27 protein-coding genes are annotated in these 26,693 nt (G+C 69.2%); 11 read left to right on the top strand and 16 right to left on the bottom strand.

All coding sequences use genetic code 11. The features are described 5' to 3' along the window. The first annotated feature begins 58 nt into the window (after positions 1-58). Both cysD and cysC read left to right on the top strand, forming a co-directional pair. Positions 59-967 carry a sulfate adenylyltransferase subunit CysD gene (gene cysD, locus ACFOSH_RS07080; protein WP_378237868.1) on the top strand — a complete coding sequence of 303 codons (909 nt, stop codon included), beginning with the start codon at positions 59-61 and terminating at the stop codon, positions 965-967. Then, positions 967-2,796: an adenylyl-sulfate kinase gene (gene cysC, locus ACFOSH_RS07075; RefSeq protein ID WP_378237867.1), complete on the top strand. Its 1,830-nt coding sequence runs from the start codon at positions 967-969 to the stop codon at positions 2,794-2,796. The genes cysD and cysC overlap by 1 nt, the downstream gene beginning before the upstream one ends. Positions 2,797-2,800: 4 nt before the next feature. Here the strand turns inward: cysC and ACFOSH_RS07070 are convergent, their stop codons facing one another. Genes ACFOSH_RS07070 through ACFOSH_RS07055 form a run of 4 tightly spaced genes read right to left on the bottom strand, consistent with a single transcriptional unit; the run spans position 2,801 to position 6,315 of the window. Next, the gene (locus ACFOSH_RS07070; protein ID WP_378237866.1) at positions 2,801-3,838 is read right to left on the bottom strand and encodes a serine hydrolase; all 1,038 of its coding nucleotides are present in this window, start codon (positions 3,836-3,838) and stop codon (positions 2,801-2,803) included. A gap of 18 nt (positions 3,839-3,856) precedes the next feature. After that, positions 3,857-4,510, bottom strand: coding sequence for a response regulator (locus tag ACFOSH_RS07065; protein WP_378237915.1), 654 nt, complete (start codon positions 4,508-4,510; stop codon positions 3,857-3,859). After that, the gene (locus ACFOSH_RS07060; protein WP_378237865.1) at positions 4,507-5,736 is read right to left on the bottom strand and encodes a sensor histidine kinase; all 1,230 of its coding nucleotides are present in this window, start codon (positions 5,734-5,736) and stop codon (positions 4,507-4,509) included. Before ACFOSH_RS07060 ends, ACFOSH_RS07065 begins: the two co-directional genes overlap by 4 nt. Before the next feature lie 9 nt (positions 5,737-5,745). Continuing rightward, complete coding sequence (locus ACFOSH_RS07055; RefSeq protein ID WP_378237864.1) at positions 5,746-6,315, bottom strand: TetR/AcrR family transcriptional regulator; 570 nt, start codon at positions 6,313-6,315, stop codon at positions 5,746-5,748. An 83-nt stretch (positions 6,316-6,398) separates the two neighbouring features. Here ACFOSH_RS07055 and ACFOSH_RS07050 point away from each other — a divergent pair, with 83 nt between their 5' ends. Together ACFOSH_RS07050 and ACFOSH_RS07045 are read left to right on the top strand one after the other, a co-directional pair. After that, positions 6,399-7,622 (top strand): MFS transporter, encoded by a 1,224-nt coding sequence (locus ACFOSH_RS07050; RefSeq protein ID WP_378237862.1) that lies wholly within the window; start codon positions 6,399-6,401, stop codon positions 7,620-7,622. 13 nt (positions 7,623-7,635) lie between these two features. Beyond that, positions 7,636-9,600: an ABC1 kinase family protein gene (locus tag ACFOSH_RS07045; protein ID WP_378237861.1), complete on the top strand. Its 1,965-nt coding sequence runs from the start codon at positions 7,636-7,638 to the stop codon at positions 9,598-9,600. On the opposite strand, the gene lepB is transcribed toward ACFOSH_RS07045, so the two are convergent. The 9 genes from lepB to ACFOSH_RS07000 form a co-directional block, all read right to left on the bottom strand. Continuing rightward, positions 9,524-10,324: a signal peptidase I gene (lepB, locus tag ACFOSH_RS07040; protein WP_378237860.1), complete on the bottom strand. Its 801-nt coding sequence runs from the start codon at positions 10,322-10,324 to the stop codon at positions 9,524-9,526. The two genes, ACFOSH_RS07045 and lepB, sit on opposite strands and share 77 nt — an antisense overlap. 42 nt (positions 10,325-10,366) lie before the next feature. Then, positions 10,367-10,693: a YnfA family protein gene (locus tag ACFOSH_RS07035; protein ID WP_378237859.1), complete on the bottom strand. Its 327-nt coding sequence runs from the start codon at positions 10,691-10,693 to the stop codon at positions 10,367-10,369. A 293-nt stretch (positions 10,694-10,986) separates the two neighbouring features. After that, positions 10,987-11,391: a metal-sulfur cluster assembly factor gene (locus ACFOSH_RS07030; protein WP_378237858.1), complete on the bottom strand. Its 405-nt coding sequence runs from the start codon at positions 11,389-11,391 to the stop codon at positions 10,987-10,989. After that, entirely contained in the window at positions 11,388-11,837 is a 450-nt protein-coding gene (gene sufU, locus ACFOSH_RS07025; protein WP_378237857.1) for a Fe-S cluster assembly sulfur transfer protein SufU, read from the bottom strand. The genes ACFOSH_RS07030 and sufU overlap by 4 nt, the downstream gene beginning before the upstream one ends. Continuing rightward, a complete protein-coding gene (locus ACFOSH_RS07020) occupies positions 11,837-13,123 on the bottom strand; it encodes a cysteine desulfurase (RefSeq protein WP_378237856.1) in 1,287 nt (428 codons plus the stop codon). Before ACFOSH_RS07020 ends, sufU begins: the two co-directional genes overlap by 1 nt. 38 nt (positions 13,124-13,161) lie before the next feature. After that, the gene (sufC, locus tag ACFOSH_RS07015) at positions 13,162-13,932 is read right to left on the bottom strand and encodes a Fe-S cluster assembly ATPase SufC (RefSeq protein ID WP_007029703.1); all 771 of its coding nucleotides are present in this window, start codon (positions 13,930-13,932) and stop codon (positions 13,162-13,164) included. A 35-nt stretch (positions 13,933-13,967) separates the two neighbouring features. Further along, complete coding sequence (gene sufD / locus ACFOSH_RS07010; protein ID WP_378237855.1) at positions 13,968-15,167, bottom strand: Fe-S cluster assembly protein SufD; 1,200 nt, start codon at positions 15,165-15,167, stop codon at positions 13,968-13,970. A 2-nt stretch (positions 15,168-15,169) separates the two neighbouring features. Beyond that, positions 15,170-16,576, bottom strand: a complete 1,407-nt coding sequence (gene sufB / locus ACFOSH_RS07005; protein WP_449224177.1) for a Fe-S cluster assembly protein SufB — start codon at positions 16,574-16,576, stop codon at positions 15,170-15,172. 38 nt (positions 16,577-16,614) lie between these two features. Continuing rightward, positions 16,615-17,415: a helix-turn-helix transcriptional regulator gene (locus ACFOSH_RS07000; RefSeq protein WP_378237853.1), complete on the bottom strand. Its 801-nt coding sequence runs from the start codon at positions 17,413-17,415 to the stop codon at positions 16,615-16,617. A 239-nt stretch (positions 17,416-17,654) separates the two neighbouring features. Here ACFOSH_RS07000 and mptB point away from each other — a divergent pair, with 239 nt between their 5' ends. The 5 genes from mptB to ACFOSH_RS06975 all read left to right on the top strand — a co-directional run bounded on the left by mptB (position 17,655) and on the right by ACFOSH_RS06975 (position 23,078). Further along, the gene (gene mptB / locus ACFOSH_RS06995) at positions 17,655-19,241 is read left to right on the top strand and encodes a polyprenol phosphomannose-dependent alpha 1,6 mannosyltransferase MptB (protein WP_378237913.1); all 1,587 of its coding nucleotides are present in this window, start codon (positions 17,655-17,657) and stop codon (positions 19,239-19,241) included. Between the two features lie 19 nt (positions 19,242-19,260). Beyond that, positions 19,261-20,187 (top strand): ABC transporter ATP-binding protein, encoded by a 927-nt coding sequence (locus ACFOSH_RS06990; protein WP_378237852.1) that lies wholly within the window; start codon positions 19,261-19,263, stop codon positions 20,185-20,187. Next, entirely contained in the window at positions 20,184-20,984 is an 801-nt protein-coding gene (locus ACFOSH_RS06985; protein ID WP_378237851.1) for an ABC transporter permease, read from the top strand. The genes ACFOSH_RS06990 and ACFOSH_RS06985 overlap by 4 nt, the downstream gene beginning before the upstream one ends. A 64-nt stretch (positions 20,985-21,048) precedes the next feature. Next, positions 21,049-22,017 (top strand): COX15/CtaA family protein, encoded by a 969-nt coding sequence (locus ACFOSH_RS06980; protein WP_378237850.1) that lies wholly within the window; start codon positions 21,049-21,051, stop codon positions 22,015-22,017. Positions 22,018-22,130: 113 nt separating this feature from the next. Continuing rightward, positions 22,131-23,078, top strand: a complete 948-nt coding sequence (locus ACFOSH_RS06975; protein WP_378237849.1) for an acyl-CoA desaturase — start codon at positions 22,131-22,133, stop codon at positions 23,076-23,078. Positions 23,079-23,165: 87 nt separating this feature from the next. Here ACFOSH_RS06975 and ACFOSH_RS06970 read toward each other — a convergent pair whose 3' ends face one another. Next, positions 23,166-24,032 (bottom strand): ATP-grasp domain-containing protein, encoded by an 867-nt coding sequence (locus tag ACFOSH_RS06970; RefSeq protein WP_378237848.1) that lies wholly within the window; start codon positions 24,030-24,032, stop codon positions 23,166-23,168. Next, complete coding sequence (locus tag ACFOSH_RS06965) at positions 24,029-24,337, bottom strand: hypothetical protein (protein ID WP_378237846.1); 309 nt, start codon at positions 24,335-24,337, stop codon at positions 24,029-24,031. Before ACFOSH_RS06965 ends, ACFOSH_RS06970 begins: the two co-directional genes overlap by 4 nt. A 95-nt stretch (positions 24,338-24,432) precedes the next feature. Here ACFOSH_RS06965 and ACFOSH_RS06960 point away from each other — a divergent pair, with 95 nt between their 5' ends. Both ACFOSH_RS06960 and ACFOSH_RS06955 read left to right on the top strand, forming a co-directional pair. After that, the gene (locus ACFOSH_RS06960; RefSeq protein WP_378237845.1) at positions 24,433-25,404 is read left to right on the top strand and encodes a quinone oxidoreductase family protein; all 972 of its coding nucleotides are present in this window, start codon (positions 24,433-24,435) and stop codon (positions 25,402-25,404) included. Beyond that, entirely contained in the window at positions 25,401-25,934 is a 534-nt protein-coding gene (locus ACFOSH_RS06955; protein WP_378237844.1) for a GNAT family N-acetyltransferase, read from the top strand. Before ACFOSH_RS06960 ends, ACFOSH_RS06955 begins: the two co-directional genes overlap by 4 nt. A gap of 183 nt (positions 25,935-26,117) precedes the next feature. Here ACFOSH_RS06955 and ACFOSH_RS06950 read toward each other — a convergent pair whose 3' ends face one another. Beyond that, entirely contained in the window at positions 26,118-26,693 is a 576-nt protein-coding gene (locus ACFOSH_RS06950; RefSeq protein ID WP_378237843.1) for an FKBP-type peptidyl-prolyl cis-trans isomerase, read from the bottom strand.

Raw genomic sequence — 26,693 nt, 5'->3', positions numbered from 1 at the left:
CCTTGACCAAGCACAAGAACTTGTTCTACTTTTCTGATCTCGAACCACGGAGGTCACGATGGTGTCGCCGACCTACGAGCTCACCCATCTCGAAGCACTCGAAGCCGAAGCCGTGCACATCTTCCGCGAGGTCGCGGCGACCTTCGAACGGCCGGTGCTGTTGTTCTCCGGCGGCAAGGACTCGATGGTGATGCTCCACGTGGCGGCCAAGGCGTTCTGGCCGTCACCACCGCCGTTCCCGGTGATGCACGTCGACACCGGGCACAACTTCGACGAGGTCATCGAGTTCCGGGACCGCACCGTCGACACCTACGGACTCCGGCTCGTCGTCACCAGCGTCCAGGACGACATCGACGCGGGCCGGGTCGTCGAAGACCCGAAGGCCGGCCGCAACCGCCTCCAGACCGCGGCCCTCCTGCGCGGGATCCGCGAGCATTCCTTCGACGCCGTCTTCGGCGGCGCCCGGCGCGACGAGGAGAAAGCCCGCGCGAAGGAACGGGTCTTCAGCTTCCGCGACGAGTTCGGCCAATGGGACCCGCGCAATCAGCGGCCGGAACTCTGGGACCTCTACAACGGCAGGCATCGCAAGGGCGAGCACATCCGCGTCTTCCCGCTGTCGAACTGGACCGAACTCGACATCTGGCAGTACATCGAGGCCGAGGGCGTCGACCTGCCGTCGATCTACTACTCGCACCGGCGCCCGGTCGTCCAGCGGGACGGGATGCTGCTCGCGCACACCCGCTTCCTCACCTTGGACGAAGACGAAAGTCCTTATGAGGCAACGGTTCGCTTCCGCACCGTCGGCGACGCGACCTGCACCGGCTGCGTCGAGTCGACGGCGACTTCACCGTCCGAAGTGGTCGCCGAGGTGGCGGTCAGCAGGCTCACCGAACGCGGCGCCACCCGCGCCGACGACCGGATCTCCGAGGCGGGCATGGAAGACCGGAAGAAGGAAGGCTACTTCTGATGGGCGCTTCACAGCTGGTCCGGCTCGCGACCGCGGGCAGCGTCGACGACGGGAAGTCGACCCTGATCGGCCGTCTGCTGTTCGATTCGAAGACCGTGTTCACCGACCAGCTCGAAGCCATCGAACGCACCAGCCGCGACCGCGGCGAGGCGTATCCGAACCTCGCGCTGCTGACCGACGGCCTGCGCGCCGAACGCGAGCAGGGCATCACGATCGACGTCGCCCATCGGTATTTCGCGACGCCGCGCCGGAAGTTCATCATCGCCGACACCCCGGGGCACGTGCAGTACACCCGGAACATGGTCACCGGGGCGTCCACGGCGGATCTCGCGCTGGTCCTCATCGACGCCCGCAAAGGCGTGCTCGAACAGTCCCGGCGGCACTCTTTCCTGGCGAGTCTGCTCGGAATCCCGCATCTGGTGCTGTGCGTCAACAAGATGGACCTCGTCGACTGGTCGCAGGAGCGCTTCGAGGAGATCCGTGAGGACTTCCGCCGCTTCGCCATGAAACTGCAGGTGCACGACCTGACCTTCGTGCCGATGTCGGCGCTGCACGGCGACAACGTCGTGCACCGGGGCGCCGGTATGCCTTGGTACGAAGGCACTTCCCTGCTGCACCATCTCGAACAGGTCCACGTGGCCTCGGATCGCAACCTCATCGACGCGCGGTTCCCGGTGCAGTACGTGATCCGGGAGCACAGCCGTGACTTCCGCGGGTACGCGGGCACCGTCGCGGGCGGGGTGTTCAAACCCGGCGACGAGGTCGCCGTGCTGCCGTCCGGTTTCACCACGACGGTGCGCGCGATCTGGGGGCCGGGCGGCACCCCGGTCACCGAAGCTTTCGCCTCACAGGCCGTCACGATCGAGCTCGCCGACGACCTCGACCTCGGCCGCGGCGACCTGATCTGCCGTCCCGGCAACCGTCCGCACACCAGCCGGGACGTCGACGCGATGGTGTGCTGGTTCGCCGAACAGGACGCCCTGAAACCCGGTTCGCAGTACGTCGTCCGGCACACCACCCGGGAGACCAAGGCCGAGATCCGCGACCTCGACTACCGGCTCGACGTCACCACCCTGCACCGCGACGAGACCGCGAAATCCTTGTCCCTGAACGAGATCGGCCGGATCCGGCTGCGCGCGCGGCAGCCGCTGCTGTTCGATTCCTACCGCCGCAACCGGTCCACCGGCGGTTTCCTCCTCGTCGACGAGCATTCCGGCGCGACGGTCGCGGCGGGCATGATCACCGGCCCGAGCGTGACGGCGTCGAACGTCGTCTGGCACACCGCCGCGGTCACCAGGACCGAACGTGCGACCCGCGGGCTCACCGTCTGGCTCACCGGGCTTTCCGCGTCCGGGAAGTCGAGTGTGGCCGTGGAGCTGGAGCGACGGCTGGTGGCGTCCGGCAGGCCCGCGTATCTGCTGGACGGCGACAACCTCCGGCACGGGTTGAACGGGAACCTCGGCTTCAATCCCGCCGATCGCGCCGAGAACGTCCGGCGCGTCGCCGAGGTCGCGAAGCTGTTCGCCGACGCCGGTGTGGTGTCGGTGGTCTCGCTGATCAGCCCGTATCAGGCGGACCGCGAACTCGCCCGCGCCGCGCACGAGGCGGCCGGGCTGCCGTTCCTCGAAATCTTCGTCGACACCCCGCTCGAGGTCTGCGAAGACCGCGATCCCAAGGGGATGTACGCGAAGGCGAGGGCGGGCGAGATCAGCGGGTTCACCGGAGTGGACGCCCCCTACGAGCGACCGGAGAACCCGGAACTGGTGCTGCGCCCGGAAAACGGGGACCCGGCCGCGATGGCCACGCTGATCCTCGCCGCCCTCGACTAGTCCTTCAGCCGCCGTTGGAGGCCCGGTACGGAGCGGACGCGTAGGTGCGGGCGGTGGTGGCCGTCAGCTTCTCGACCGAACGGAACATCGTCTTCCCGAGCTTCGTCCGCGCCTTCAGCGCCGGATGCGTCGCGGCGTAGTCGTCCTTGTTGACCGCCTGGTCACCCGCGAACGCGCCGGAGGCGAACAGCGAATAGGTCAGGATCGGCTTGCCGTCCGCGCTGAACATCACGCCGGCCTCGTTGCGGCCGTCGTTGAACCAGCCCGCCTTCGTGGCGACCCGCAGCCGCTCGGCCGAGGTCAGGTCGAGCCGCACCCCGTCGGTGAACGCGCTCAGCGAACGCAGGATGTTCAGCAGGTACTCGGTGGACTTCGCCGAAAGCAGCGTCCCGCCGACCAGTTTCCGCAGCAGCGTATGCGTTTCGGCCGGAGTCGTCTTGCCGAGGAAGAAGCGGTTCGGGTTCGCCACCGGGACGACCTGTGTGTGCACGAATCCCTTGCCGCGCAGGATCTCGTTGACCTCCGCGGACGGGCAGACCAGCCCGCACAGGCGGACGGCGGTGTTGTCGGACAGCGTCAGCAGCGCGGCCATCGCGTGCCCGAGAGTGATCGAGCTCGGGTACGCGCCGTCGAGGCCGAAGATACCGTCAGTGTCCTTGATGACGATGTCGGCCGTGACATCGACGCGCTGGTCCAAAGTGAGCAGTCCGCGGTCGATCTTGTCGAGCACCGCGGTCGCGACCGCGATCTTGTTGACGCTGTAGGCCTCGACCACCTCGTCGGCCCGCTCGGAGACGGCTGGGACCAGGTTACCGGCGGAATCCGCGACACTGACGTAAGACGACCAGGTGCCACCCGCCTTCGCGGTTTCCCGGGCGTAGACCTGGGAGATCCGGCGCGCGGCGGACGAAGCGTCGGCGGCGGCGGTGTCCGAATCGGACTCTTCGGCGGCTTGGGCGAGCTGGGCTGTCCCGAACACCGCGCCCGCGGCGGCGACCGTTCCCAGCCCCAGCAGACGACGGCGGTTGACGTTCGTATCCACCTGGGGACCCTACCGCGTTCAGCCCGCCGGTGTGACGAATCCGGTGTCGTAAGCCTTGATCACCGCTTGTGTCCGGTCCCTCGCACCGAGTTTCGCGAGGATGTTCCCGACATGCGTCTTCACCGTCTGCAAGCCGAGGTACAGCTCGCCCGCGATCTCCACATTGGACAACCCGCCCGCCATCAGCCGTAGCACTTCGCGTTCGCGTTCGGTGAGCCCGGCTCCGGCGAGCCCGTCCTGCGGACCCCGGTTCGCCTGCAGCGCGGCCAGCCGCCGGATCGCGGCCGGGAACAGCAGGGACTCCCCCGCCGCCACCGTCCGGATCGCCGCGACGATCTCCTCGGGCCGGGCCCGCTTCAGCAGGAAGCCGCTCGCGCCGGCGAGCAGTGCGTCGTAGACGTAGTCGTCGTTCTCGAAGGTGGTCACCACGATCACCTTCGGCGGATTATCCATAGTGGACATCAGATGCTCGGTCGCGCGGATCCCGTCGACCGAGGGCATCCGGACGTCCATCAGCACGACGTCGGGCCGGAACCGCGAGACCAGGCCCGGCACTTCGGCACCGTCGGCCGCTTCTCCCAAGACCTCCAGATCGGGCTCGGACGCGACGATCGCGCGCAGCCCCGCCCGGATGAGCTGTTCGTCGTCGACCAGCAGCACCCCGATGCTCATCGCCGTTTCCCCCATGGCACCGCCACCTCGACCTTCCAGCATCCGTCCGCGCGGCCCGCGGTGATCGTGCCACCGAGCACTTCCACCCGTTCCGTCATTCCCCGCAGCCCCCGGCCGCCCCCGTCCCGCGACGGCGCAGCGGCGCCGAGCGGGTTGGCCACCCGTAACCGCAACAGCTCCGCCCCGGCGTCCACGAGCACCGTCACCGGCACCTTACCGGCGTGCCGTAACGCGTTCGTCAGGCATTCCTGCAGGATCCGGTACGCCTCGCGGGAGACGACCGGCGGTACCGAAGACGGTTCGCCCAGCACCTCCGCCGTCACCTCGGCGCCCGCCAGCCGCGTGGCCTCGACCAGCGCGGACAGCTCCGTCAGCCCCGCTTGCGGCGCCCGTGACGACGCTTCCTCGCGCAGCAGCCCGAGCACGTGGTCGAGATCGTCCAGCGCGGCACGGGCCGACTCCTCGATCGCGGTGAGCGCCTGCTCGGTGAACTCCGGATCCGACCGCAGGGTCCGGCGCGCGGCCCCGGCCTGGATGGTCACGACGCTCAGCGCGTGCCCGACCGAGTCGTGCAGTTCCCGCGCGAGCCGGTTGCGTTCGGCGAGTTGTTCGGTGCGCTTCTCCAGCTGGGCGATCCGTTCGGCGGCCGAGATCCCCAGCAGGCTCCTGGCGCAGCGGGTCAGCACCGCACCGGCGATCCGGACGACGTACGCCAGCGCGACGAGGCCGAGCAGGAACGCCGCCGGGATCCAGGCGCTCGCCCAGCCTTTCGGCACCGTGATCGGGTCCTCTGTGGACAGCGCTATCCGGCCGGTGAACGGCGCCGCGACCGAGAAGCCGAAGGCGACCGGGACGAGCAGGCTCACCAGGCTGACGACGCAACCGGTGGCCACGTGCAGCAGGAACATCGCGCTCGACCGCAGCCGGACGGGCCAGCTTCCCGCGGGCCCGAACGTCACCCCGGGCACCGGGTCGTCCAGCAGTTCCCGCACGGCCGTGCCTTCCAGCACCCGGACGGCGGGGAGGAACGACGACGCGATCACCACCAGGACGACGGTGATCATCGCGATGACGACCCCGCGTCCCACCGTCACGACGAGGGGCAGCAGCGACGGCACCACGATGGCGGCGAAGAGCACATACGGCACGCTCAGTGCGCCGCCGAGGATGAAATACACCCATCGGCGGTAGGTCGCCCGGTCCACGAGCGGGCCGAAAAGTCGCATGCGCTCTTTCTAGCGTGTGCCGGCCTCGCGCGGATCCCTCATCAGTATCTCCGCGATCTCCCTCGCGAGCGTGACCCGGTGCGCGTCGCCGTCGATGCCGGTGTGCGCGACAGCGCCCTCCAGCAGGAGGAAAAGCTGCTCCGCGAGCCGCTCGGGGTCGGCCGCGCCCGGGGCGTCCTCGCGGAGGAGTTCGGCGAACTTCGCCCGCACCGCTTCCTTGTGCCGCCGGATCACGTCGAGCCCGGGATGTCCGGCGGGCAGTTCGGCGGCCGCGTTGAGGAACGCGCAACCCCTGTCGCTCCCGAGCTTGGGGTGGTCGATGTAGGCGTCGAAGACCACGAGCGCCCGGGGCCGGTCGGCGTCGGCCAGCCGCTCTTCGAGGTACGCCCACCAGACGTCGTGCCGCCGCCGCAGGTACTCGACAATGAGCTCAGTCTTCGACCCGAAGCACGCGTACAACGTCTTTTTCGTGACGCCGGCGGTCTCGGCCACGGCCGCGACGCCCACCGCGTTCAGGCCCTCCCGGTAGAAGAGCTCGGTCGCGGCGGCCAGGACACGCTCGCCGGCTGGAGTCAGCATGCCTCTACTATACCGATCGGTTGACCTGAGCGCGAAATGCGGGAACACTCCCCAGGTATACCGAACGGTATACATCTGGAGGCATGCTGATGGTTTCTTCGCACAAACGCGAGTTGACGCTCACCGCGGCCGGGTTGTCGCTGATCGCGGTCTCCTACGGACTCGCGAGGTACGCGTACGGGCTCTTCGCGCCGACTCTCCGGACGGAATTCGGCCTCGACGGCGGCCTGCTCGGCGCCATCGCGGCGGGCAGTTACGTCGCGTACTGCCTGGCCGTCATGGCCTCGACCGCCGTCACGGCACGCTGGGGCGCGCGGGCGGGCGCGCTCGCCGCCGGGATGTCCGCGACAGCGGGCACCGCCCTGATCGCGGCCGCGCCGAACGCCGCCGTCCTCGCGCTCGGCGTCGTCCTCGCCGGGGCCAGCACCGGCCTGGCCTCCCCCTCACTCGCGGACGCGGTCTCGCGGGTCGTCCGGGTGACCCGCCGCGACCGCGCCCAGTCCGTGGTGAACGCCGGAACCGGGCTCGGCGTGCTGATCTCGGGCCCGGTCTCGCTGCTCGCGCTCGGCGATTGGCGGCTGGCCTGGTGGGCCTTCGCCGCGGCGTCGGCGCTGGTCACCCTGTGGATCGCCCGCGTCGTGCCGCCGGTCAAGGAGGATCGCGCACGCGGCCTGCCGTCGCCGCTGTTCCCGCCCGCCACCGGACGCCTGCTGCCCGCCGCCGCGACGCTCGGCCTGGCCAGCGCGGCGATCTGGACGTTCGGCCGGGATATCGCCGTGAGCGTCGGCGGGCTCGGCGAGACGGAGTCGACGGTGGTGTGGATCGTGCTCGGCGCTGTCGGCCTGGCCGGCGCGTTCACCGCCGAGCTGACCTCGCGAGCGGGACTGCGCCGGACCTGGTCGGCGGGGATGGTCCTGTTCGCCGTCGCGACGGCGCTTTTCGCCCTAGCCACTCGGTCGCTCCCCGCGCTCGTCGTCGCGGCGGCGCTCTTCGGGGCCGTCTACATCGGACTGACCGGCGTGCTGATCCTCTGGGGAACCAGGGCCTATCCGACGTCGCCCGCGTTCGGTGTCGGCTTGGCCTTCCTGATGCTGGCGCTCGGCCAGGCCGCCGGAGCACCACTCATCGGCCTCCTCGGCGACCTCATCGACCTTCGCGCAGGCTTCCTCGCCGCGGCGGCGACGGCCCTCCTCGGTGTCCTGTTCGCGCCCAAGGAAGCGACCACTACGTACAACTTCGGGGTTCGTTCCCTCTCAAGGGTGAGTACCGTCCCGCCGGAGCGGGAATCCCGCGCGGGCTGCGCGTGATGTCCTCATCGGCATGAACCTGCTGCTGGGCCTGCTCACCCTGCCCGCCTACGCGTTGATGCTGTGGCCGCTCGTGGTCGCCGCCCGCCGCGTGCTGGGCGTGCGGATCGGCGTGATCCGCGCGTTCTGCGCCGCCGGCTTCGGCTGGCTGGTCGCGGGCGGCATCCTCACCGCGGTCCCCCGGCTGATGTACGCGGGCAGTGCCTTCGCCGGGCTGGTCATCCCGGTGGCGGGCAGCGCTTTCCTGGCGACGCTGATCTTCCTGTTCGTCGCGGAGTTCGTCCTGCCTTCCGGTTCGGGGCTCGGGCTGATCGGCAGGATCCGGTCGCTGCGCCGCCGCGCGGGCCGGACGCGGCGGTACTCGCAGATCACCCGGATCGCGATCAAACACGGCCTGGGCCGATACCTCACCGGCCGGCGCGAATCCGGCCTCGCCCAGGTCCGGCACGCCAAACTGGCGCGTTCGCTGCGGCGCGCGCTGGAGGAGGGCGGCGTGACGTTCGTGAAGCTCGGCCAGCTGCTTTCGACGCGGTCCGATCTGCTCCCGCAGGTGTTCATCGACGAACTGAGCAAGCTTCAGGACCAGGTCGCTTTCGCCGACGCCGACGAGGTCGCCACGGTGCTACGGGAGGAACTGGGCGGGAACCCGGACGAGATCTTCGCCGAGTTCGATCCGGAGCCGATCGCGGCAGCGTCGATCGCGCAGGTCTACCGGGCGAAGCTGCGCGACGGGCAGGACGTGGTCGTCAAGGTGCAACGGCCCGGGGTGCAGGCGCTGGTCGAGAAGGACCTCGACATCGTCCGCCGGGTCGCGGCCGCGCTGGACCTGCGCGCGGACTGGGCGCGCTCGATCGGCGTCGTCGACCTCGCCGAGGGATTCGCCGACGCGCTGGTCGAAGAGCTCGACTTCCGGACGGAGGCGAGGAACATCGAAGCGGTCGCCGCGGCCTACCCTGGCACCGAGGTCGCCCTTCCGACCGTCCACAAAGAACTGTCCACCGAGCGGGTCCTCGTCATGCGACGCCTCGACGGCAAGCCGCTGGCCGCCGCCAAGGACCGGGTCCCGGCGGCGGAACGGGCGAACCTCGCGCGGTCGATGCTCCGCTGCGTGCTCGGCCAGGTGATGGGCAGCGGCGTCTTCCACGCCGACCCGCATCCCGGCAACGTCCTGCTGCTCACCGACGGCAGGCTGGGCCTGCTCGACTTCGGTTCCGTCGGACGGCTCGACTCGGGCCTGCGCGGCGGGCTGCAGAACCTCATCCTCGCCCTCGACCGCGGCGACCCGGCCGCGTTGCGCGACGGCCTTCTGGAGATCGTCGACCGGCCGGACGAGATCGAGGAACGACGGCTGGAGCGAGCACTGGGTTCCTTGGTGGCCAAGCATTTCAACCACGGGCAGGCCCCGGATCTGGACATGTTCACCGACCTGTTCCGGGTGATCGCCGACTTCCGGCTCAGTGTGCCCCCGCCGATCGCCGCGGTGTTCCGCGCGCTGGCCACCCTGGAGGGAACGCTCGCCGCGCTGGCGCCGGGATTCAACATCGTCGTCGAATCCCGCGCCTACGCCGCCGAGCAGGTGGGTGCCGGGCTGCGGCCGGAATCGCTGCGCTCCACGGCCACCAACGAACTGATGGCGCTCCTGCCGGTGCTGCGCCGTCTGCCCCGCCGCGTCGACCGGATCGGCAGCGCGCTGGAGCAGGGCAGGCTTTCGGTCAACGTCCGGCTGTTCTCCGACGAACGCGACCGCGACGTGGTCACCGGGCTGGTGCACGAGATCCTGCTGGCGTTCGTCGGCGCGGCCACCGGGCTGATGGCGGTGCTGCTGCTGAGCAGCGCGACCGGCCCGGAGGTCCTGCCGGGTGTCACGCTGCACCAGATGTTCGGCTACAACCTGCTGGTGGTCAGTGCGCTGGTGGGATTGCGGCTGCTCTTCGTCGTTTTCCGGCGGACCGGACAACGCTCACGATCGCCCCGATGACCCCGAGGACGACCAGCCCGATCCCGGCGAACACCAGCAGCCGCGAAGTACGGAACCCGGTGTCGGACACAGGATCGCCGGGGAGACCCGCTTCGACGAAAGCGGTGGTCTGTGGAAAGGGCTCGGCACCGAGGACGCTTCCCCGTCCGACGACGACTCCGAGTACCTTCGACATCGGCACGGCGCCGTCGCCCGGCGAACCGACGTAGATCCGGGAGTCCCGGGAATTGTTCCGCAGATCGCCCGCGACGAACACCGTGTCCGGCGGCACCTGGACGCTGAACGGCCGGTACTCCTCGCGGCCGTACCCGTTGTCGTCCTCTGTGTACGGCTCTTTGACCGGCTTCCCGTTGACGGTGATCAGGTTGTCGTTCGTGCAGCAGACGACCTGATCGCCGCCGACGCCGATCACCCGTTTGACGGCCCGGCCTTCGCCGGGACCCGAGTCGGGGAACGCGGACAGATCCATGAGGACGACGGCGCCGCGAGGGATCTCGGGGAGAGTGGCCCAGCGGTACAGCACGACCTCCCCCGGCTTGATCGTGGGCGCCATCGCTTCGCCCGGAACGCTCACCATGCGGTAGCTCATCAGGGTCCAGAAACCGTATCCTCCGGTGCCCACGCCGACGATCGCCACCAGGATCATCACGAGCAGGAGCGGGGAGAATCTTCGCTTCGGCCCGGGTCTGTCGGCGGGCGGAGCGGGGAAGTCCGTTTCGGTCACAGCGCACCCTAGCGCCGGTGGCCGACAGTTTCCGGCGAAGGCTCAACCTCGGGGCGCGTACATGATGACCCCGACCCCGGCGAGACAGATCAACGCGCCGAGCACGTCGTAGCGGTCCGGGTGGTAGCCGTCGGCGACCATCCCCCACGCCAGCGAACCCGCGACGAACACCCCGCCGTACGCGGCGAGGATACGGCCGAAATTCGCGTCGGGCTGCAGGGTCGCGACGAAGCCGTAGAGGCCCAGCGCGACGACGCCCGCACCGATCCAGAGGTAGCCGCGATGTTCCCGGACGCCCTGCCAGATCAGCCAGGCGCCGCCGATCTCCAGCAGGGCCGCGAGCGCGAAAAGGGAGATGGACCGGATCATCCCGTAACCCAAGCAGACACCGGCCGGGCGAACTCCCGGGGCGCAGTATAGGGCGTTATACGCAAGGGGTTCCGTTCGCAGCCAGGTCGAAGGCGTCACTCGCGTGATCAAGCGACCGCACTCGCGTGATTGGGCCCGGAACTCGCGTGATCGGAGGCCGAACTCGAGTGTTCCGGGTCTGATCACGCGAGTGCGGTGCCGCGCCACCCTCACCGATGCTATGAAAGGTCCTTTCCTTGCAAAATTTGCAAGGAAAGGACCTTTCATAGCGCGCGCGAGCGCGAAAGTGAGCGTCAGACGGTGAAGCCGAGCGCCCGCAGTTGTTCGCGGCCGTCCTCGGTGATCTTCTCCGGGCCCCACGGCGGCATCCAGACCCAGTTGATCCGGAAGTCCTTGACCAGTCCCGTTCCCCCGCCGACGAGCGCGGCACCGGTCTGGTCCTCGATGACGTCGGTCAGCGGGCAGGCCGCGGACGTCAGGGTCATGTCGATGGTGGCGGTGTTGTCCGCCTCGACGCGGATGTCGTACACGAGCCCGAGGTCGACGACGTTGATGCCGAGTTCGGGGTCGACGACGTCGCGCATCGCCTCTTCGAGGTCCTCCACCTTGGCCACGTCGGCGGTGTCCGGGGCGGCGGTCTCGGCGTCGAGGTCGGCGGCCGTGCGCCCCTCGCGGGTTTCGGTCTGCTGTTCGGTCATGCCGTCTCAACTCCGTTGGTCGTGCGGGCGACGGCGTCCTTGAACGCCATCCATCCGAGCAGGGCGCATTTCACGCGGGCCGGGTACTTGGCGACGCCGGCGAAGGCGATGCCGTCTTCCAGCACTTCCTCGTCCGGCTCGATCTGTCCCCTGCCCTGCATCAGCTCGACGAAGGCGTCCATGGTGGCGAACGCCTCCTCCACGGTGTGCCCGACGACGAGATCCGTCAAGACCGACGTGGATGCCTGGCTGATCGAGCAGCCCTGTCCCTCGTAGGAGACGTCGGCGACCTTCCCGTCGTCGACCTTCACCCGCAGCGTCACCTCGTCACCGCAGGTCGGGTTGACCTGGAACGACTCGGCGTCGAACGGCTCGCGAAGGCCGCGGCCGTGCGGGTTCTTGTAGTGGTCCAGGATGATCTCCTGGTACATGCTCTCCAGGTTCATCAGGCCACCCCGAAGAACTTCTGCGCCTCGCGCACACCGTTCACCAGAGCGTCCACTTCGGACAGTGTGTTGTAGACGTAGAACGACGCGCGCACGGTCGCCGGGACCGAGCAGGCCCGGTGCAGCGGCCACGCGCAGTGGTGCCCGACGCGGACGGCGACGCCGAGGCTGTCCAGCACCTGGCCCGAGTCGTGCGGATGGACGCCGTCGATGACGAACGAAACCAGTCCGCCGCGGTCGGCCATGTCGGTGGGGCCGATGATCCGCACGCCCGGGATCTCGCCGAGCCCGGTCAGCGCCGCCTCGGTGAGGAGGTGCTCGTGCGCGGCGACCCGGTCCATGCCGATCGCCGACAGGTAGTCGGCGGCCGCGCCGAGGCCGACGGCCTGCGACGTCATCGGAGTGCCCGCCTCGAACCGCTGCGGCGGCGCGGCGAACGTGGTCTGCTCCATGCGGACCATCTCGATCATCGAGCCACCGGTCAGGAACGGCGGCATCGCTTCGAGCAGCTCACGACGCCCGTAGAGGACACCGATGCCGTACGGGCCGACCATCTTGTGCCCGGCGAAAGCGGCGAAGTCGACGTCCAGCTTGTGAAGATCCACAGGGAAGTGCGGCACCGACTGGCAGGCGTCCAGCACGACCAGCGCGCCGACCTCGCGGGCCTTCTTCACCAGGAACTCGACCGGGTTGATCGTGCCGAGCACGTTGGACTGGTGCGTGAACGCCAGCACCTTGGTCCGCTCGGTGATCAGATCGTCCACATTGGACAGATCGAGACGGCCATCCGCGGTGACGGAGAACCACTTCAGCGTCGCGCCGGTGCGCTGGCAGAGCTGCTGCCACGGCACCAGGTTCGCGTGGTGCTCCATCTCGGTGATGACGATCTCGTCGCCGGGGCCGATCTTGAACCGCTCGGCCTCGGGACCGGCCGTGGCGGCGTTGCTCATCGCGTAGGCGACGAGGTTGATGCCCTCGGTGGCGTTCTTGGTGAACACCAGCTCGTGCGGGGAGGCGCCGACGAACTCCGCGATCCGCACGCGGGCGGATTCGTAGGCGTCGGTCGCCTCCTCGGCGAGCTGGTGCGCGCCGCGGTGCACCGCGGCGTTCGAGGTCTCGAGGAACCGGCGCTCGGCCGCGAGAACCTGCGCCGGTTTCTGGGACGTCGCACCGGAATCCAGATACACCAAGGGTTTCCCGTCCCGCACGGTGCGGGTCAGGATGGGGAAGTCGGCCCTGATGGCCGCTACGTCCAGCGGTACAGAGTTAGCCGTGGTGGTGGTCATCGGGCCAACTCCTCTCGGTGTAGTCGCGAAGTTCAGTGTCAGACGGCGGCGGTCTCGGCGGAGCCGGTGTACTTGACGTACCCGTTCTCCTCCAGTTCGTCCGCGAGTTCACGGCCGCCGGACTCGACGATCTTGCCGCCCGCGAAGACGTGCACGAAGTCGGGCGTGATGTGCCGCAGGATCCGCGTGTAGTGCGTGATCAGCATGACGCCCGCGTCGTTGTTGGCCTTGAACTCGTTGACGCCCTCGGACACGACGCGCAGCGCGTCGACGTCGAGGCCGGAGTCGGTCTCGTCGAGGATGGCGATCTTCGGCTTGAGCAGCGCCAGCTGCAGGATCTCGTGGCGCTTCTTCTCGCCGCCGGAGAAGCCCTCGTTCACCGAACGCTCGGCGAACTCGGACGAGATCTCCAGCTTGCCCATCTCCTCCTTGACCTCCTTGACCCAGTGGCGCAGCTTGGGGGCCTCGCCACGGACCGCGGTGGCCGCGGTGCGGAGGAAGTTGGACATGGACACGCCCGGAACCTCGACCGGGTACTGCATGGCGAGGAACAGGCCCGCGCGGGCGCGCTCGTCGACGCTCATCTCCAGCACGTCCTCACCGTCGAGCAGGACCTGCCCGGAGGTGACTTCGTACTTGGGGTGACCGGCGATGGCGTAGGACAGCGTGGACTTGCCCGAACCGTTGGGGCCCATGATCGCGTGGGTCTCGCCCGACTTGATGGTCAGGTTGACGCCCTTGAGGATCTCTTTGGGGCCCTCCTCGGTCGTGACCGAGGCGTGCAGATCCTTGATTTCCAGCGTAGGCATTTCTTTCCTAAAGTCTGATGTGGACGGACGAGGGCTTAGACGCCCACGGCTTCGAGCTCGGCTTCGATCGCGGCCTCGAGACGCTCGCGCACCTCGGGAACGCCGATCTTGACCAGGATCTCGTGGAAGAACCCGCGTACGACCAGGCGCCGCGCGGCGTCCTCGCCGATTCCGCGCGACTGGAGGTAGAACAACTGCTCGTCGTCGAACCTTCCCGTCGCGCTCGCGTGCCCGGCGCCTTCGATCTCGCCGGTCTCGATCTCCAGGTTCGGGATCGAGTCCGCCCGCGCGCCCGGCGTCAGCACCAGGTTGCGGTTGAGCTCGTAGGTGTCGGTGGCCTCGGCGGCCGCCCGGATCAGCACGTCGCCGACCCACACGGTGTGCGCGCCGTCGCCCTGCAGTGCGCCCTTGTACATCACGCGCGACTTGCAGTTCGGCACCGCGTGGTCGACGAAGAGACGGTGTTCCTGGTGCTGTCCTTCGTCCGCGAAGTACAGGCCGAGCATCTCGACGTCGCCGCCCTTGTCGGCGAAGGTCGCCGTCGGCGAGACGCGGACCAGGTCACCGCCCAGGGTGATGACGATGTGCTTGAGCGTGGCGTCGCGGCCGAGCTTGAGGTGCTGCTCGGACACGTGCACCGCGTCGTCGGCCCAGTCCTGGACGCTGACCACGGTCACGTTCGCCGAATCGCCGATGACGAACTCGACGTTGTCGGCGTAGGTGCCGGAGCCGACGTGGTCGAGGACGATGACGGCCTCGGAGAACTGCTCGGCGCGGACCTGCAGATGCCCGTAGGCGACCTCGCCCTCGCCGGGCCCGGAGATCTTCACCGTCGAAGGCTTCGACGCCTTGGTCTCCTTGGGCACCGTGATGACGGTGGCCTCGGTGAACGAGGAGTACGCCTGCGCGGCGATCCGGTCGCTCGGGACACCCGCGACGCCGAGGCGCTCGTCGTCCCGGCCGACCGTCTCGATCTTGAGTTCGGGAGCGGCGTCGGCGTCCACGGTGGCCGAACCCGAAGCGGGAGCGGACCCGTCGTGCAGGCCGCGCAGCCGCTTCATCGGGGTGAAGCGCCAGTTCTCCTCACGGCCGCCCGGGACCTCGAAGGCCTCGACGTCGTGAGAGATGAAGCGCTCCGCGCGGGAAGTGGCCGGCACAACTGTGCCTCCAGAGCCGGCGGGCTCGCCAACTCCCTCGCGCATCGCTTCGGAAACGTTGTTCTCGGTAACCGACATGACTAGCCGACGGACCCTTCCATCTGAAGCTCGATCAGGCGGTTCAGCTCGAGCGCGTACTCCATCGGCAGCTCACGCGCGATGGGCTCGACGAACCCGCGCACGATCATCGCCATGGCCTCGGCCTCGTCGAGACCGCGCGACATGAGGTAGAACATCTGGTCTTCGCTGACCTTCGAGACCGTGGCCTCGTGGCCCATCGAGACCTCGTCGTTGCGGATGTCCACGTACGGGTACGTGTCCGACCGCGAGATCGTGTCGACCAGCAGCGCGTCACAGACCACGCTGGACCGCGAGTGGTGCGCCCGCTTCGCGATCTTGATCAGACCGCGGTACGAGGTGCGGCCACCGCCGCGCGCCACCGACTTCGACACGATGGTCGAGGAGGTGTGCGGCGCCAGGTGCTCCATCTTCGCGCCCGCGTCCTGGTGCTGGCCTTCGCCGGCGAACGCGACCGAGAGGACCTCACCCTTGGCGTGCTCCCCCATGAGGAACACGGACGGGTACTTCATCGTGACCTTGGAACCGATGTTGCCGTCGATCCACTCCATGGTCGCGCCCTCTTCGCACTTGGCGCGCTTGGTGACCAGGTTGTAGACGTTGTTCGACCAGTTCTGGATGGTCGTGTACCGGCAGCGGGCACCCTTCTTCACGATGATCTCCACGACCGCCGAGTGCAGCGAGTCGGACTGGTAGATCGGCGCGGTGCAACCCTCGACGTAGTGCACATAGGCGTCTTCGTCGACGATGATCAGGGTCCGCTCGAACTGACCCATGTTCTCGGTGTTGATCCGGAAGTAGGCCTGCAGCGGGATGTCCACCTTGACGCCCTTGGGGACGTAGATGAACGAGCCGCCGGACCACACCGCGGTGTTCAGCGCGGAGAACTTGTTGTCCCCGGCCGGGATCACGGAGCCGAAGTACTCCTTGAAGAGCTCCGGGTGCTCCTTGAGCGCGGTGTCGGTGTCCAGGAACAGGACGCCCTGCGCCTCCAGATCCTCGCGGATCGAGTGGTAGACGACCTCGGACTCGTACTGCGCGGCGACACCGGCGACGAGGCGCTGCTTCTCCGCCTCGGGGATGCCGAGCCGGTCGTACGTGTTCTTGATGTCCTCGGGCAGCTCTTCCCAGGAAGTAGCCTGCTTCTCACTGGACCGCACGAAGTACTTGATGTTGTCGAAGTCGATCCCGGAGAGGTCCGCACCCCAGTTGGGCATGGGCTTCAGATCGAAGAGCTTGAGCGCCTTCAGTCGCGCTTCGCGCATCCACTCCGGCTCGGACTTCTTCGAGGAGATGTCGGTGACGACGTCCTCGTTCAGTCCTCGGCGGGCGCTGGCGCCCGCCTCGTCGGAGTCCGCCCAGCCGAACGCGTACTTGCCAAGGGACTCGATGGTCTCTTCCTGGCTCATGGGCGCGGTGGTGGGAGTGCGCTGCTCGGCAGCGGCAGTCATGCGGGTTTCCCTCCATTCGGGATCCGTGCTGTGCGCCCAGGGGAGGGCGCCGTGCTTCCCGGCGCGGGTGTGGCCGGGTGACCCGCCGAAACGACGGGTACGTGGGTGGTGCACGCGTTGTCACCGCGTGCGATGGTCGCCAGTCGCTGCACGTGGGTACCCAGCAAATGCGCGAAAGCCTCGGTCTCGGCTTCACACAATTGAGGGAACTCGGCGGCGACGTGGGCGACCGGGCAATGGTGCTGGCAGAGCTGTTCGCCGACACCGACCTGACGGGTCGACGCAGCGTAACCCTCCCTGGTCAACGCCGCAGCGAGGGCCTCGGCCCGGGCCGCGGGGTCCGTGTGCTGCGTGATCGCGTCCTGATGCGGGCCGACCAGCGAAGCGACACGAGCCTCCGCGAAGGCCTTCACCGCGTCTTCGCCGGCGTGCTCGGAGAGGAAACGGATGGCCGAGGACGCGAGGTCGTCGTAGGCGTGCCCGAACCGGGCGCGGCCTGCTTCGGTGAGCAGGAAGTTCTTGGCGGGACGGCCTCGGCCGCGCGGGCCGCGGCGGGGAGCGTCCCGGGTTTCGGCCTCGCCGTCGGCGAGCAGCGCGTCGAGATGACGGCGGACGGCGGCGGCGCTGATCCCCAGCTGCTCGGCCACCACGACCGCGGTCATCGGACCCTGTTCCAGCAGCAGGCGGGCCACTTCGTGCCTGGTCCGGCCCTCGGGGCCGACCTGGGCGGGGACAGGCTGGACCTCGGCGCGGGGCATGTCGCCACCGGCCTCGTCCTGCGTCCCCGTCTTTTTCACAACACAAGTGTGACGTATTTCCGGGGAGACGGCAAAGAGGGGTGCCTCACGGAGTGGCGTGGGTCACTTCGGCGCAAGTAGGTGCCGGGTCGCGATCCTTGCACGCGCAACTACCGCAACCAGGTGCCGAGTCGCGTTGTTCCCGGCATCGCTACCCTTCGTGCGTGGCAGTGGGCGATCACCCGGCACGGCGGGGCACGGACGAAGCAGGGCCGGAGCAGGATTCGGCGGCGGGGTCGGTGGCGACGCTCTCCCCCGGTCACCCACGCGAACCGGAGCCGCTCGACGACAAGGAACTGCGCGGGCTGAACGTCGTCCGCCGGTTCGGCGCGGTCGGTTCCCTGTTCCTCGCCCTCGGCTCGCTCGGCGCGGGCGCCGCACCGGTGATCAACCCGGTGCAGGAGATCCCGGTCCTGCGGCTGTTCACCCGGATCCCCATGGTCTCGCTCGCGATGGGCCTGGCCGGGATGGCGATCATCGTGCTGAGCTGGCTGCTCCTCGGCCGGTTCGCCCAGCCCGCGCGCCGCCGCCTCGCCACCCAGGGCCAGCTCGCCCGCACCATCGCGCTCTGGTGCGCGCCGCTGCTGTTCATCCCGCCGCTGTTCTCGCGCGACGTCTACAGCTATCTCGCGCAGAGCGAGATCGTCGCCCGCGGCATGGACCCGTACTCCCTCGGACCGGCCGAAGCGCTCGGCGTCTCCGACCCGCTGACCTCGGGTGTCTCCAACATGTGGCGCGAGACCCCGGCGCCCTACGGTCCGCTGCTGCTGCGCCTCGGCGGCTGGCTCGCCCCGCTGAGCAGCGGCAACATCGTCACCGGGGTGCTGCTGCAGCGCGGGCTCGCGCTGATCGGCGTCATCCTGATCATCTGGGCGCTGCCCCGGCTGGCCAAGCGGTTCGGCGTGCAGCCCGCCACCGCGCTGTGGCTCGGCGCGGCGAACCCGCTGCTGATCTTCCACTTCGTCGCGGGCGCGCACAACGACGCGCTGGCCATCGGGCTCATGGTGGCCGGGCTGGAGGTCGGCCTCCAGCGGATGCCGGTGCGGTTCAAGAACGACGAACCGCCACCACTGGCCAAGGGCGAACTGCTGTACATCGGGCTCGGGGTCGCGCTCATCACCCTCGGCGTCGCGGTGAAACTGAACGCGATCCTGGCGCTGCCGTTCTTCACGGTGATGGTGGCCAGACGCTGGCACGGCCGGATCAAGGACCTGGTCACCGCGGCGGTGCCGATGGCGCTGCTGTTCGGCGTGGTGCTGGTCGCGGTCTGTTACGGCACCGGCCTCGGCTTCGGCTGGGTCGGCGCGCTCGGGACACCGGGGCTGGTCCGCTCCTGGATCTCGCCGACGTCGGAACTCGCCGCGCTCGGCGGGGTCCTCGGCATCGCGCTCGGCCTCGGCAACCACACCAACGCGATGGTGCCGATCCTCGGCGCGCTCGGTTATCTCGTCGCCGGCGCGGTGACGGTCAAGTTCCTGTGGGACAGCTTCAAATGGCGTTACCGGCCGATCATCGGCCTCGGTGTCTCGCTGGGCGCGGTGATGGTGCTGCACGTGGCACTGCAGCCCTGGTACCTGCTGTGGGCGATCATCCCGCTCGCCGCGGCGGCGGGGACCTCGCGGTTCCGCATCGCCGCGACGATCGTCACCGCCGTCCTGCCGTTCCTGCTGCCGACGACGGGAAGCACCTTCGAAGGCCGCGGCTTCGTCCTGCCGTTCGCGTGGGCCGCCGCGGGGGTCGTCACGCTTCTGGGGCTGTTCGTCGTCCACCGCCTCTCACCGCTGCTGCTGTCCAGACCGTCCCCGGAGCATTCGGTCCCGGCGTGAGGCCGTATCGTGACCTGTCGTGAACGCCCCCGCCGTCGAGATCACCGGGCTGCTGAAACGCTACGGATCCACCACCGCCGTCGAGGGACTCGACCTGCGGATGGAACGCGGCACTCTGCTCGCTCTGCTCGGCCCGAACGGGGCCGGCAAGACCACCACCGTCGAGATCTGCGAAGGCTTCCTGCGGCCTGACGACGGCGAAGTCCGTGTGCTGGGCCTGGACCCGGCGCGGGAAGGTCCGGCGCTGCGGCCGCGGATCGGCGTGATGCCCCAGGGTGGCGGCGCGTATCCCGGCGTCCGCGCCGACGAGATGCTCGGACTGGTCGCCGCGTGTGCGGCGAATCCGCTGGATCCGGCCTGGCTGCTGGACATCCTCGGCCTTTCGGGAGCACGCAAGACGCCGTTCAAACGGCTTTCCGGCGGGCAGCAGCAACGGCTGTCCCTCGCCTGCGCGCTCGTCGGCCGCCCGGAGCTGCTCTTCCTCGACGAGCCGACGGCCGGGATGGACCCGCAGGCCCGCCGCCTGGTCTGGGATCTGCTCGCGGCGCTGCGCTCCGACGGGGTCAGCGTGCTGCTCACCACCCATCTGATGGAAGAAGCCGAAACGCTGGCCGACACCGTGGTGATCGTGGACCACGGCAAGGTCGTCGTCGAAGGCTCTCCGCAGTCGCTGACCGTCGACGCGGGCGAAGCCGCGCAGCTGCGGTTCAAGGCCCGTACGCGGCTCGACACCGGACTGCTGACAGCGGCGCTGCCCGAGGGCCACCTCGTGCGCGAGTCGGCGCCGGGGACGTACCTCGTCGAGGGCCCGATCGACCCGCAGGTGGTGTCGACGGTGACGGCGTGGTGCGCGCAGCAGGGCGTCATGCCCGAGGAACTGCAGGTCGGCAGGCGCACGCTGGAAGAGGTCTTCCTGGAGCTGACCGGACGGGAACTGCGCGCATGACCACGACACCCACCCCCCGGTTCGCCCCGGGCACGTTCACCCCGGCACCCGGTCGCGGTTCGCTCGGCAAGATGCTGCGCACGCACGCGAAGGTGGAGGCGAGCCTGACCCTGCGCCACGGCGAGCAGATCCTGCTGACCCTGCTCATCCCGCTCGCGCTGCTGATCGGCTTGTCGCTGCTGGACATCCTGCCGTCGTCACAACTCGGCTCGTCGTCCAAAGTGGACTGGATCACGCCGAGGATCCTGGCGCTGGCGGTGATGTCGTCCGCGTTCACCGGGCAGGCCATCGCACTGGGCTTCGACCGCCGGTACGGCGTCCTCAAACGGCTTTCCGCCACCGCGCTGCCCCGCTGGCTGCTTGTCGCGGGCCGGGTGGCCGCCGCGCTGGTGGTGGTCGCGCTGCAGGCCGTGATCCTCGGTGCCGTGGCCGCGCTGCTGGGCTGGTCGCCGTCGCTGGGCGGGCTCCTCGGCGCGATCCCGTTCCTGATCGTCGGCACGCTCGCGTTCGGCGCGCTGGGCCTGCTGCTCGGCGGTGCGCTGCGCGCGGAAGCCGTACTGGCGCTGGCGAACATCGTCTGGTTCGTGCTGCTCCTCGCGGGCGGCATCCTGCTGGCACCGTCGACGATGCCGTCCGGGCTCGCGACGATCGTCGAGCTGCTGCCCTCGGGCGCGCTCGCCGAAGGCCTGCGGTCGGTGCTGCTGGACGGTTCGTTCGGCTGGGGCCCGTTCGCGGTCCTCGTCGGCTGGGGCGCCGTCGCGGGCGCGCTGGCGAGCAAGACCACGAAGCTCACCTGAGGCTCTCGACACACCGCGTGCAGCCGGTGGAACGCTCTCAGGAAGGGCGTTCTAGCATCGGACGGTGCCGTTCCAGAGCCTTGTAGCGCGTCTGCCGTATCCCTCGTTCGCGGTCCAGCGAGCGGTCGCGATAGCGGCGGTGATCGCCCAGGCCGGAATCGGCGTCACCGGCTCGGTCGTCCGGGTCACCGGTTCGGGCCTCGGCTGCCCGACCTGGCCCCAGTGCGTCGAAGGCAGCATCGTCCCGGTGGCGCACCCCGAATTCGACGCGCTCACCCAGTGGATCGAGTTCAGCAACCGGATGCTGACCGGCGTCGTCATCGCCGTCGCCGCGCTGTGCGTGATCACCGCGTGGCGCGTGCAGATCGAGCACCCGAGCCGCCGCCGTCTGGTGAAGCTGGCCTGGACGATGCCCGCCGGCGTGATGCTGCAGGCCGTCGTCGGCGGCATCACCGTGCTCGCCAAACTCGAATGGTGGACCGTCGCGCTCCACTTCCTGGCCTCCACTCCCCTGGTGTGGCTCGCGGTCCTGCTGCTGCGCGCGTTCAACGAGGGTGACGAGCCCGCCCGCTGGCTGATCCCGGACGCGGGCCGCAAGACGCTGATCGTGCTCGCCGCGGCGATGTGGGCCGTCCTCGTGGCGGGAACCACCGTGACCGGTGCGGGCCCGCACGGCGGCGACCCCGGCACCCACCGGTTCCAGGCCCCGATCGAGACGCTCACGCAGGTCCACGGCGGACTGCTGGTGGCTTACCTGATCGTGCTGGCCGTCTTCGGGCTCCAGCTGATGCGTGGCGAGACGCCGAAGCAGTTGTGGCGGCGGTACACCATCGTGTGGGTCATCGCGCTCGCACAAGGCATCCTGGGCTCGGTGCAGTACGCCCTGGGTGTGCCGGAGGCGCTGGTCTCGTTCCACGTCCTCGGCTCCGCGCTGGTGATCGTCTCGACGGCGGCACTGTGGTGCGGCTCACGCGATCGGGGTCCCGTCTCCTCGGCCACGGTGCCGGAACGCGAACTCGCCACCTCGAACTGACCCCGTGGCAAACCGGACGTAACCCCCAGGCGGCATGCTCGCCAGACGATGCCCTTACGCTTCGCGGGGTGCCCCACACGGGGGGACCACCGAGTCGAGGCACGAGGTGTCGCATGACCGCCAGCACCGATCCCGCGCCTGGGGCGACCCAGTCGAAACCGTTGATCTCGCACCGCCGGGGCTCCGGCGAGATGCTGATACTCAAGACGTTCCTGCTGGTCCCGTTCGTAGCGCTGCTCGCCGCCGTGCCGATCGTGTGGGGCTGGGGCATGAGCTGGATCGATCTCGCGCTGGCGGCGGTGTTCTACACCCTCGGGACGCTCGGGGTGACCGTCGGCTACCACCGCTACTTCACCCACGGCGCGTTCAAGGCCGGACGGCCGCTGCGGGTCGCGCTCGCCATCGCCGGGGGCTTCGCGGTGCAGGGGTCGGTCATCTTCTGGGTGGCCAGCCACCGTCGCCACCACGCCTTCGCCGACCGCGAAGGCGACCCGCACTCCCCCTGGCTGTTCGGGACGACGCCCACGGCGCTGCTGCGCGGGTTCTGGCACTCGCATATGGGCTGGATGTTCAGCCGCGAGGTGACCAACTACGAGCGCTTCGCGCCGGATCTGGTGGCCGACAAGGATCTTCGCGTGGTGAACCGCTACTTCTGGCTGTGGATCACGCTCAGTCTCGCGCTGCCCGCGATCCTCGGCGGGCTGCTCAGCTGGTCCTGGTGGGGCGTCGTGACCGGGTTCTTCTGGGCCGGGCTGGTCCGGATCGCGTTCCTGCACCACGTCACCTGGTCGGTGAACTCGATCTGTCACCTGGTCGGTGAGCGTCCGTTCGCCAGCCGCGACAAGGCGGCGAACTTCTGGCCGCTGGCGATCCTGTCCATGGGCGAGTCGTGGCACAACTCCCACCACGCCGACCCGACCTGCGCGCGGCACGGCGTCCTGCGTGGACAGGTCGACGTGTCGGCGCGGGTGATCTGGCTGTTCGAGAAGTTCGGGTGGGCGCGGGACGTGCGATGGCCGAAGCCGGAGCGCTTGGCCGCGAAACGCGTTAAGCCCGCCTAGCGTTCTTCCCCGCCGGATGTCATGAAAGGGTCGTTCAGGACGAAATTTGTCCTGAACGACCCTTTCATGACACTTCTGGTGACCGCGTCAGGAGAGTTGCTGCCGCACGGCGGAAGCGAAGCGCCAGACGGCGGAAGCGTCGGTCTGCCGGAAGCCGAGAGAAGGCTCGACGAGCTCCAGTTCCAGCAGCAGCGGCCTCCCGTCCGGACCGGCGACGAGGTCGACACGGGCGTAAAGCAGCTCCGCGCGCAGGATTCCGAGCAACGCCGACGTCGCGTCCAGAACGTCTTCGGCCAATGCGCGGAACTTCGCGGCAGGCTGCACGGGCGCGAGCTTTTCCGTGACGTACAAACCGGATTCGTCGAGTTCCCTGCCCAGCATCGCGGCCTTCGAGAACGCGTGCGAGTACACGCCGCCCAGGTACACCAGCGCGAGTTCGCCTTCGGTGTCCACACTGGACTGATACGGCTGCAGCACCGCGGTGTGGCCCTCGGCGTGCAGGCTTTCCAGATGCGCCACGGCGGCGGCGCCGGAAGTGAACTTCCCGGCACCACGGGAACCGGCGCCGATCGCGGGCTTCAGCACGAAGTCGCCCTTCGGCCAGCGCGGGGCGTCGTCCTCCGGCGCGATCAGGGTCGTCGGCACGATGGCGACCCCGGCGTCGCCGAGTTCGGCCAGATAGGACTTGTCGGTGTTCCAGCGCGCGACTTCGGCCGAATTGGCCAGCGTGGGCACGGATTCGGCCCAGGACAGGAACTCGTCGCGGCGCTCGGCGTAGTCCCAGGTGGCGCGCGGCACGACGATGTCCGCGGCGCCGAAATCGACGGTCGTGTCGTCCCAGGCCGCCCAACGGGTCTTGAAGCCGAGGTCGGCCAGCGCCTCGGGGACGGCGTGTTCGTCGCCGTCGCCTTCGGGCAGTGCGGAGCAGGAAACGAGGATCGCGGAACCGCTCACTTGCCCGCCATCCGGCGGCGGTGCTCGGCGCCGATCTTGGTGACCTTCACGGTCTCGCTGTCCCACTCGGCGGGTTCGAGGTCTTCGACGGCCTCGACCAGCGCGTCGCCCGCCTCCGTGGAGGCGACGACGACGTCGCCGAGCGCGCCGTCTGCGCCCACGAGCACGACCCGGGCGCCGATCCGGCCGATGTTCTCCACCACCGCGCGCGACGGCTTCCCGTGCCGCTTCACGAAGTCGCGGGCGGCCGCGACCTGGCGCGACGTGGGGGCGGCGGTCTCGGTCTTCTCTTCGGTCTCAGCCACGGGCCGAGCTTAACCGCGAAAGGCCCGGGACGCGGAATAACCGTGGCGTCGGCCATAGTTGTCCCGGTCGGAACGACCCTGAACGAGGAGGACGTATGCCCACGGCAGTGCAGATCCGGCGGACCGGCGGTCCCGAAGTCCTTGAGCTGTCAGAAGTCGAGGTGGACGAACCCGGCGCCGGGGAACTGCTCGTGGACGTCGCCGCGGCGGGCGTCAACTACATCGACACCTACCACCGCGAGGGCATCTACCCGGTCGACACGCCGTTCATCCTGGGCATGGAAGGCGCGGGCACGGTGGCCGCGGTCGGCGCGGACGTGGCCGGGTTCGCCGTCGGCGACCGGGTCGCCTGGCAGGGTTCGCTGGGCAGTTACGCCCAGCGCCGGGTGCTCCCCGCCGCGGTCGCGGTGAAGATCCCGGACGGCGTGTCCGAGGAGACCGCCGCCGCGACGATGCTCCAAGGTGTCACCGCGCACGCGCTGATCGCCTCGACCTACGAGGTCAAGGCGGGCGACGACGTGCTGATCCACGCCGCCGCGGGCGGGATGGGCCTGCTGCTGGTCCAGCTGGCCAAGGCACGCGGCGCGCGGGTGATCGGCACCGTCTCCACCGACGAGAAGGCCGAACTCGCCAAGCAGGCGGGCGCGGACGACGTCATCCGCTACGACCAGGTCGACTTCGCCAAGGCCGCCCGTGACCTCACCGGCGGCAAGGGTGTCGCGGTGGTCTACGACGGCGTCGGCAAGTCCACTGTGGACGGCAGCCTGGCGAGCCTGAAGATCCGCGGCCTGCTCGCCCTCTACGGCGCGGCCAGCGGTCCGGTGCCGCCGATCGACCCGCAGCTGCTCAACCGCAGCGGCTCGGTGTACCTCACCCGCCCGACCTCCGCGCACTACGTGCTCACTCGCGAGGAGCTGGAGTGGCGGGTGAACGAGCTGTTCGCCGCCGTTCAGGACGGTTCGCTGAACATCCGGATCGGCGGCCGCTACCCGCTGGCCGACGCCCGTCAGGCGCACGAGGACCTTCAGGCGCGGCGCACCACCGGCAAGCTCCTGCTGATCCCGTGACGGCACTCTGGCCCGAAGAGGTCCGGCTCACCGGCGAAGGCCTCGTCCTGCGGGAGTGGATCGAAGACGACGTCGCGTTCATGCCCGGGCTGTTCGACAATCCCGCCGTCGCGCGCTTCACGCCGCTGCCGTCGCCGTTCGACGAGGTGGCGGCGAAGGCGCACTTGGAAAAGGCCCGGCTCCGCCGTGCGGACGGCTCGGGACGGCGGCTCGCCATCACGACCGACGGCGATGAGCCACTCGGCGAAGCGGTGCTGTTCCTGCAGGAAGAAGGCCACGTCGAGCTCGGCTACGCGGTCGGCCCGGCCCACCGCGGGCAAGATCTCGCGGCGCGGTCTCTCCGGGTGCTCACCGCTTACGCGCTGGAACTCGGTCTCGGGCCGCTCCGGCTGAAGATCGACGCGGGGAACGCGGCGAGCGAGGCCGTCGCGCGCCGGGTGGGCTACGCCCTCACCGACGCGCCTCCGGAGGCGAAGGTCGAGAAGGGCCTGGACATCACCCTGCTCACCTGGGAGTACGCCGGCTCTTAGCGCGGTCCATGAAGGCCTCCTTCCCTACCTTCAGAGTAGGGAAGGAGGCCTTCACGGACCTTCAGCCGATCGAGCGCACCCAGATGGGGTCGGCGAAATCAGCCGACTCGACGACACCCCAGCCGTCATCCACCAGCCAGGAACGGACCCGGCCACGGTGAACCCGTCCGTCCGAGGTCCCCATCAGCCCTTGTTTGTCGGAACGCTCACCGCGTCGGTGACGAAGACCAGGGTCTCGTTCGGCTGGATGCCGTTGCCGCCCTTCCCGTAGCCGAGGTCCGGCGGGATGATCAGCAGCCGCCGCGCGCCCTGCTTGATCCCATCGAGGCCCTGGTCCCAGCCCTTGATGACGTCACCCGCGCCGAGACTCAGGTCGAACGGCTCGCCGCGGTCGAACGAGCTGTCCAGCTTCTGCTTGTTGGACCAGGTGACCAGCGAGTAGTTCATCTTCAGCTGCTGACCCGACTTGGCGCCGTCACCGGTGCCGGGCTCGAGGTCCTTGACGATGAGCTTCTTCGGCGGGTCGCAGTCGTCCGGGATGGTGATGGTCGGCGCCTCACCGAACTTCCCGGTGGTCTTGACGTCCTCCGCCGTGCACTCCTTGCCCTTCGACCCGGCCGGGGCCTCGGCCGCCGTCGAAGCCGAAGCGGGGGCCGCGCCGGAGGACTGGCCCGAACCTGCGGTGTTCTGCTTGTCGCCACAGGCCGCCAGGGCGAGCACGCCCGCGCCGATGACCACGATCTTGCCGAATGTGCGCAT

Origin of the sequence: Amycolatopsis speibonae, assembly GCF_042647925.1 — a bacterium.
GTDB classification, from domain to species: domain Bacteria; phylum Actinomycetota; class Actinomycetes; order Mycobacteriales; family Pseudonocardiaceae; genus Amycolatopsis; species Amycolatopsis speibonae.
Note: the sequence above shows the minus strand (reverse complement) of the source record. Positions and strands in the feature narration are given on the sequence as shown.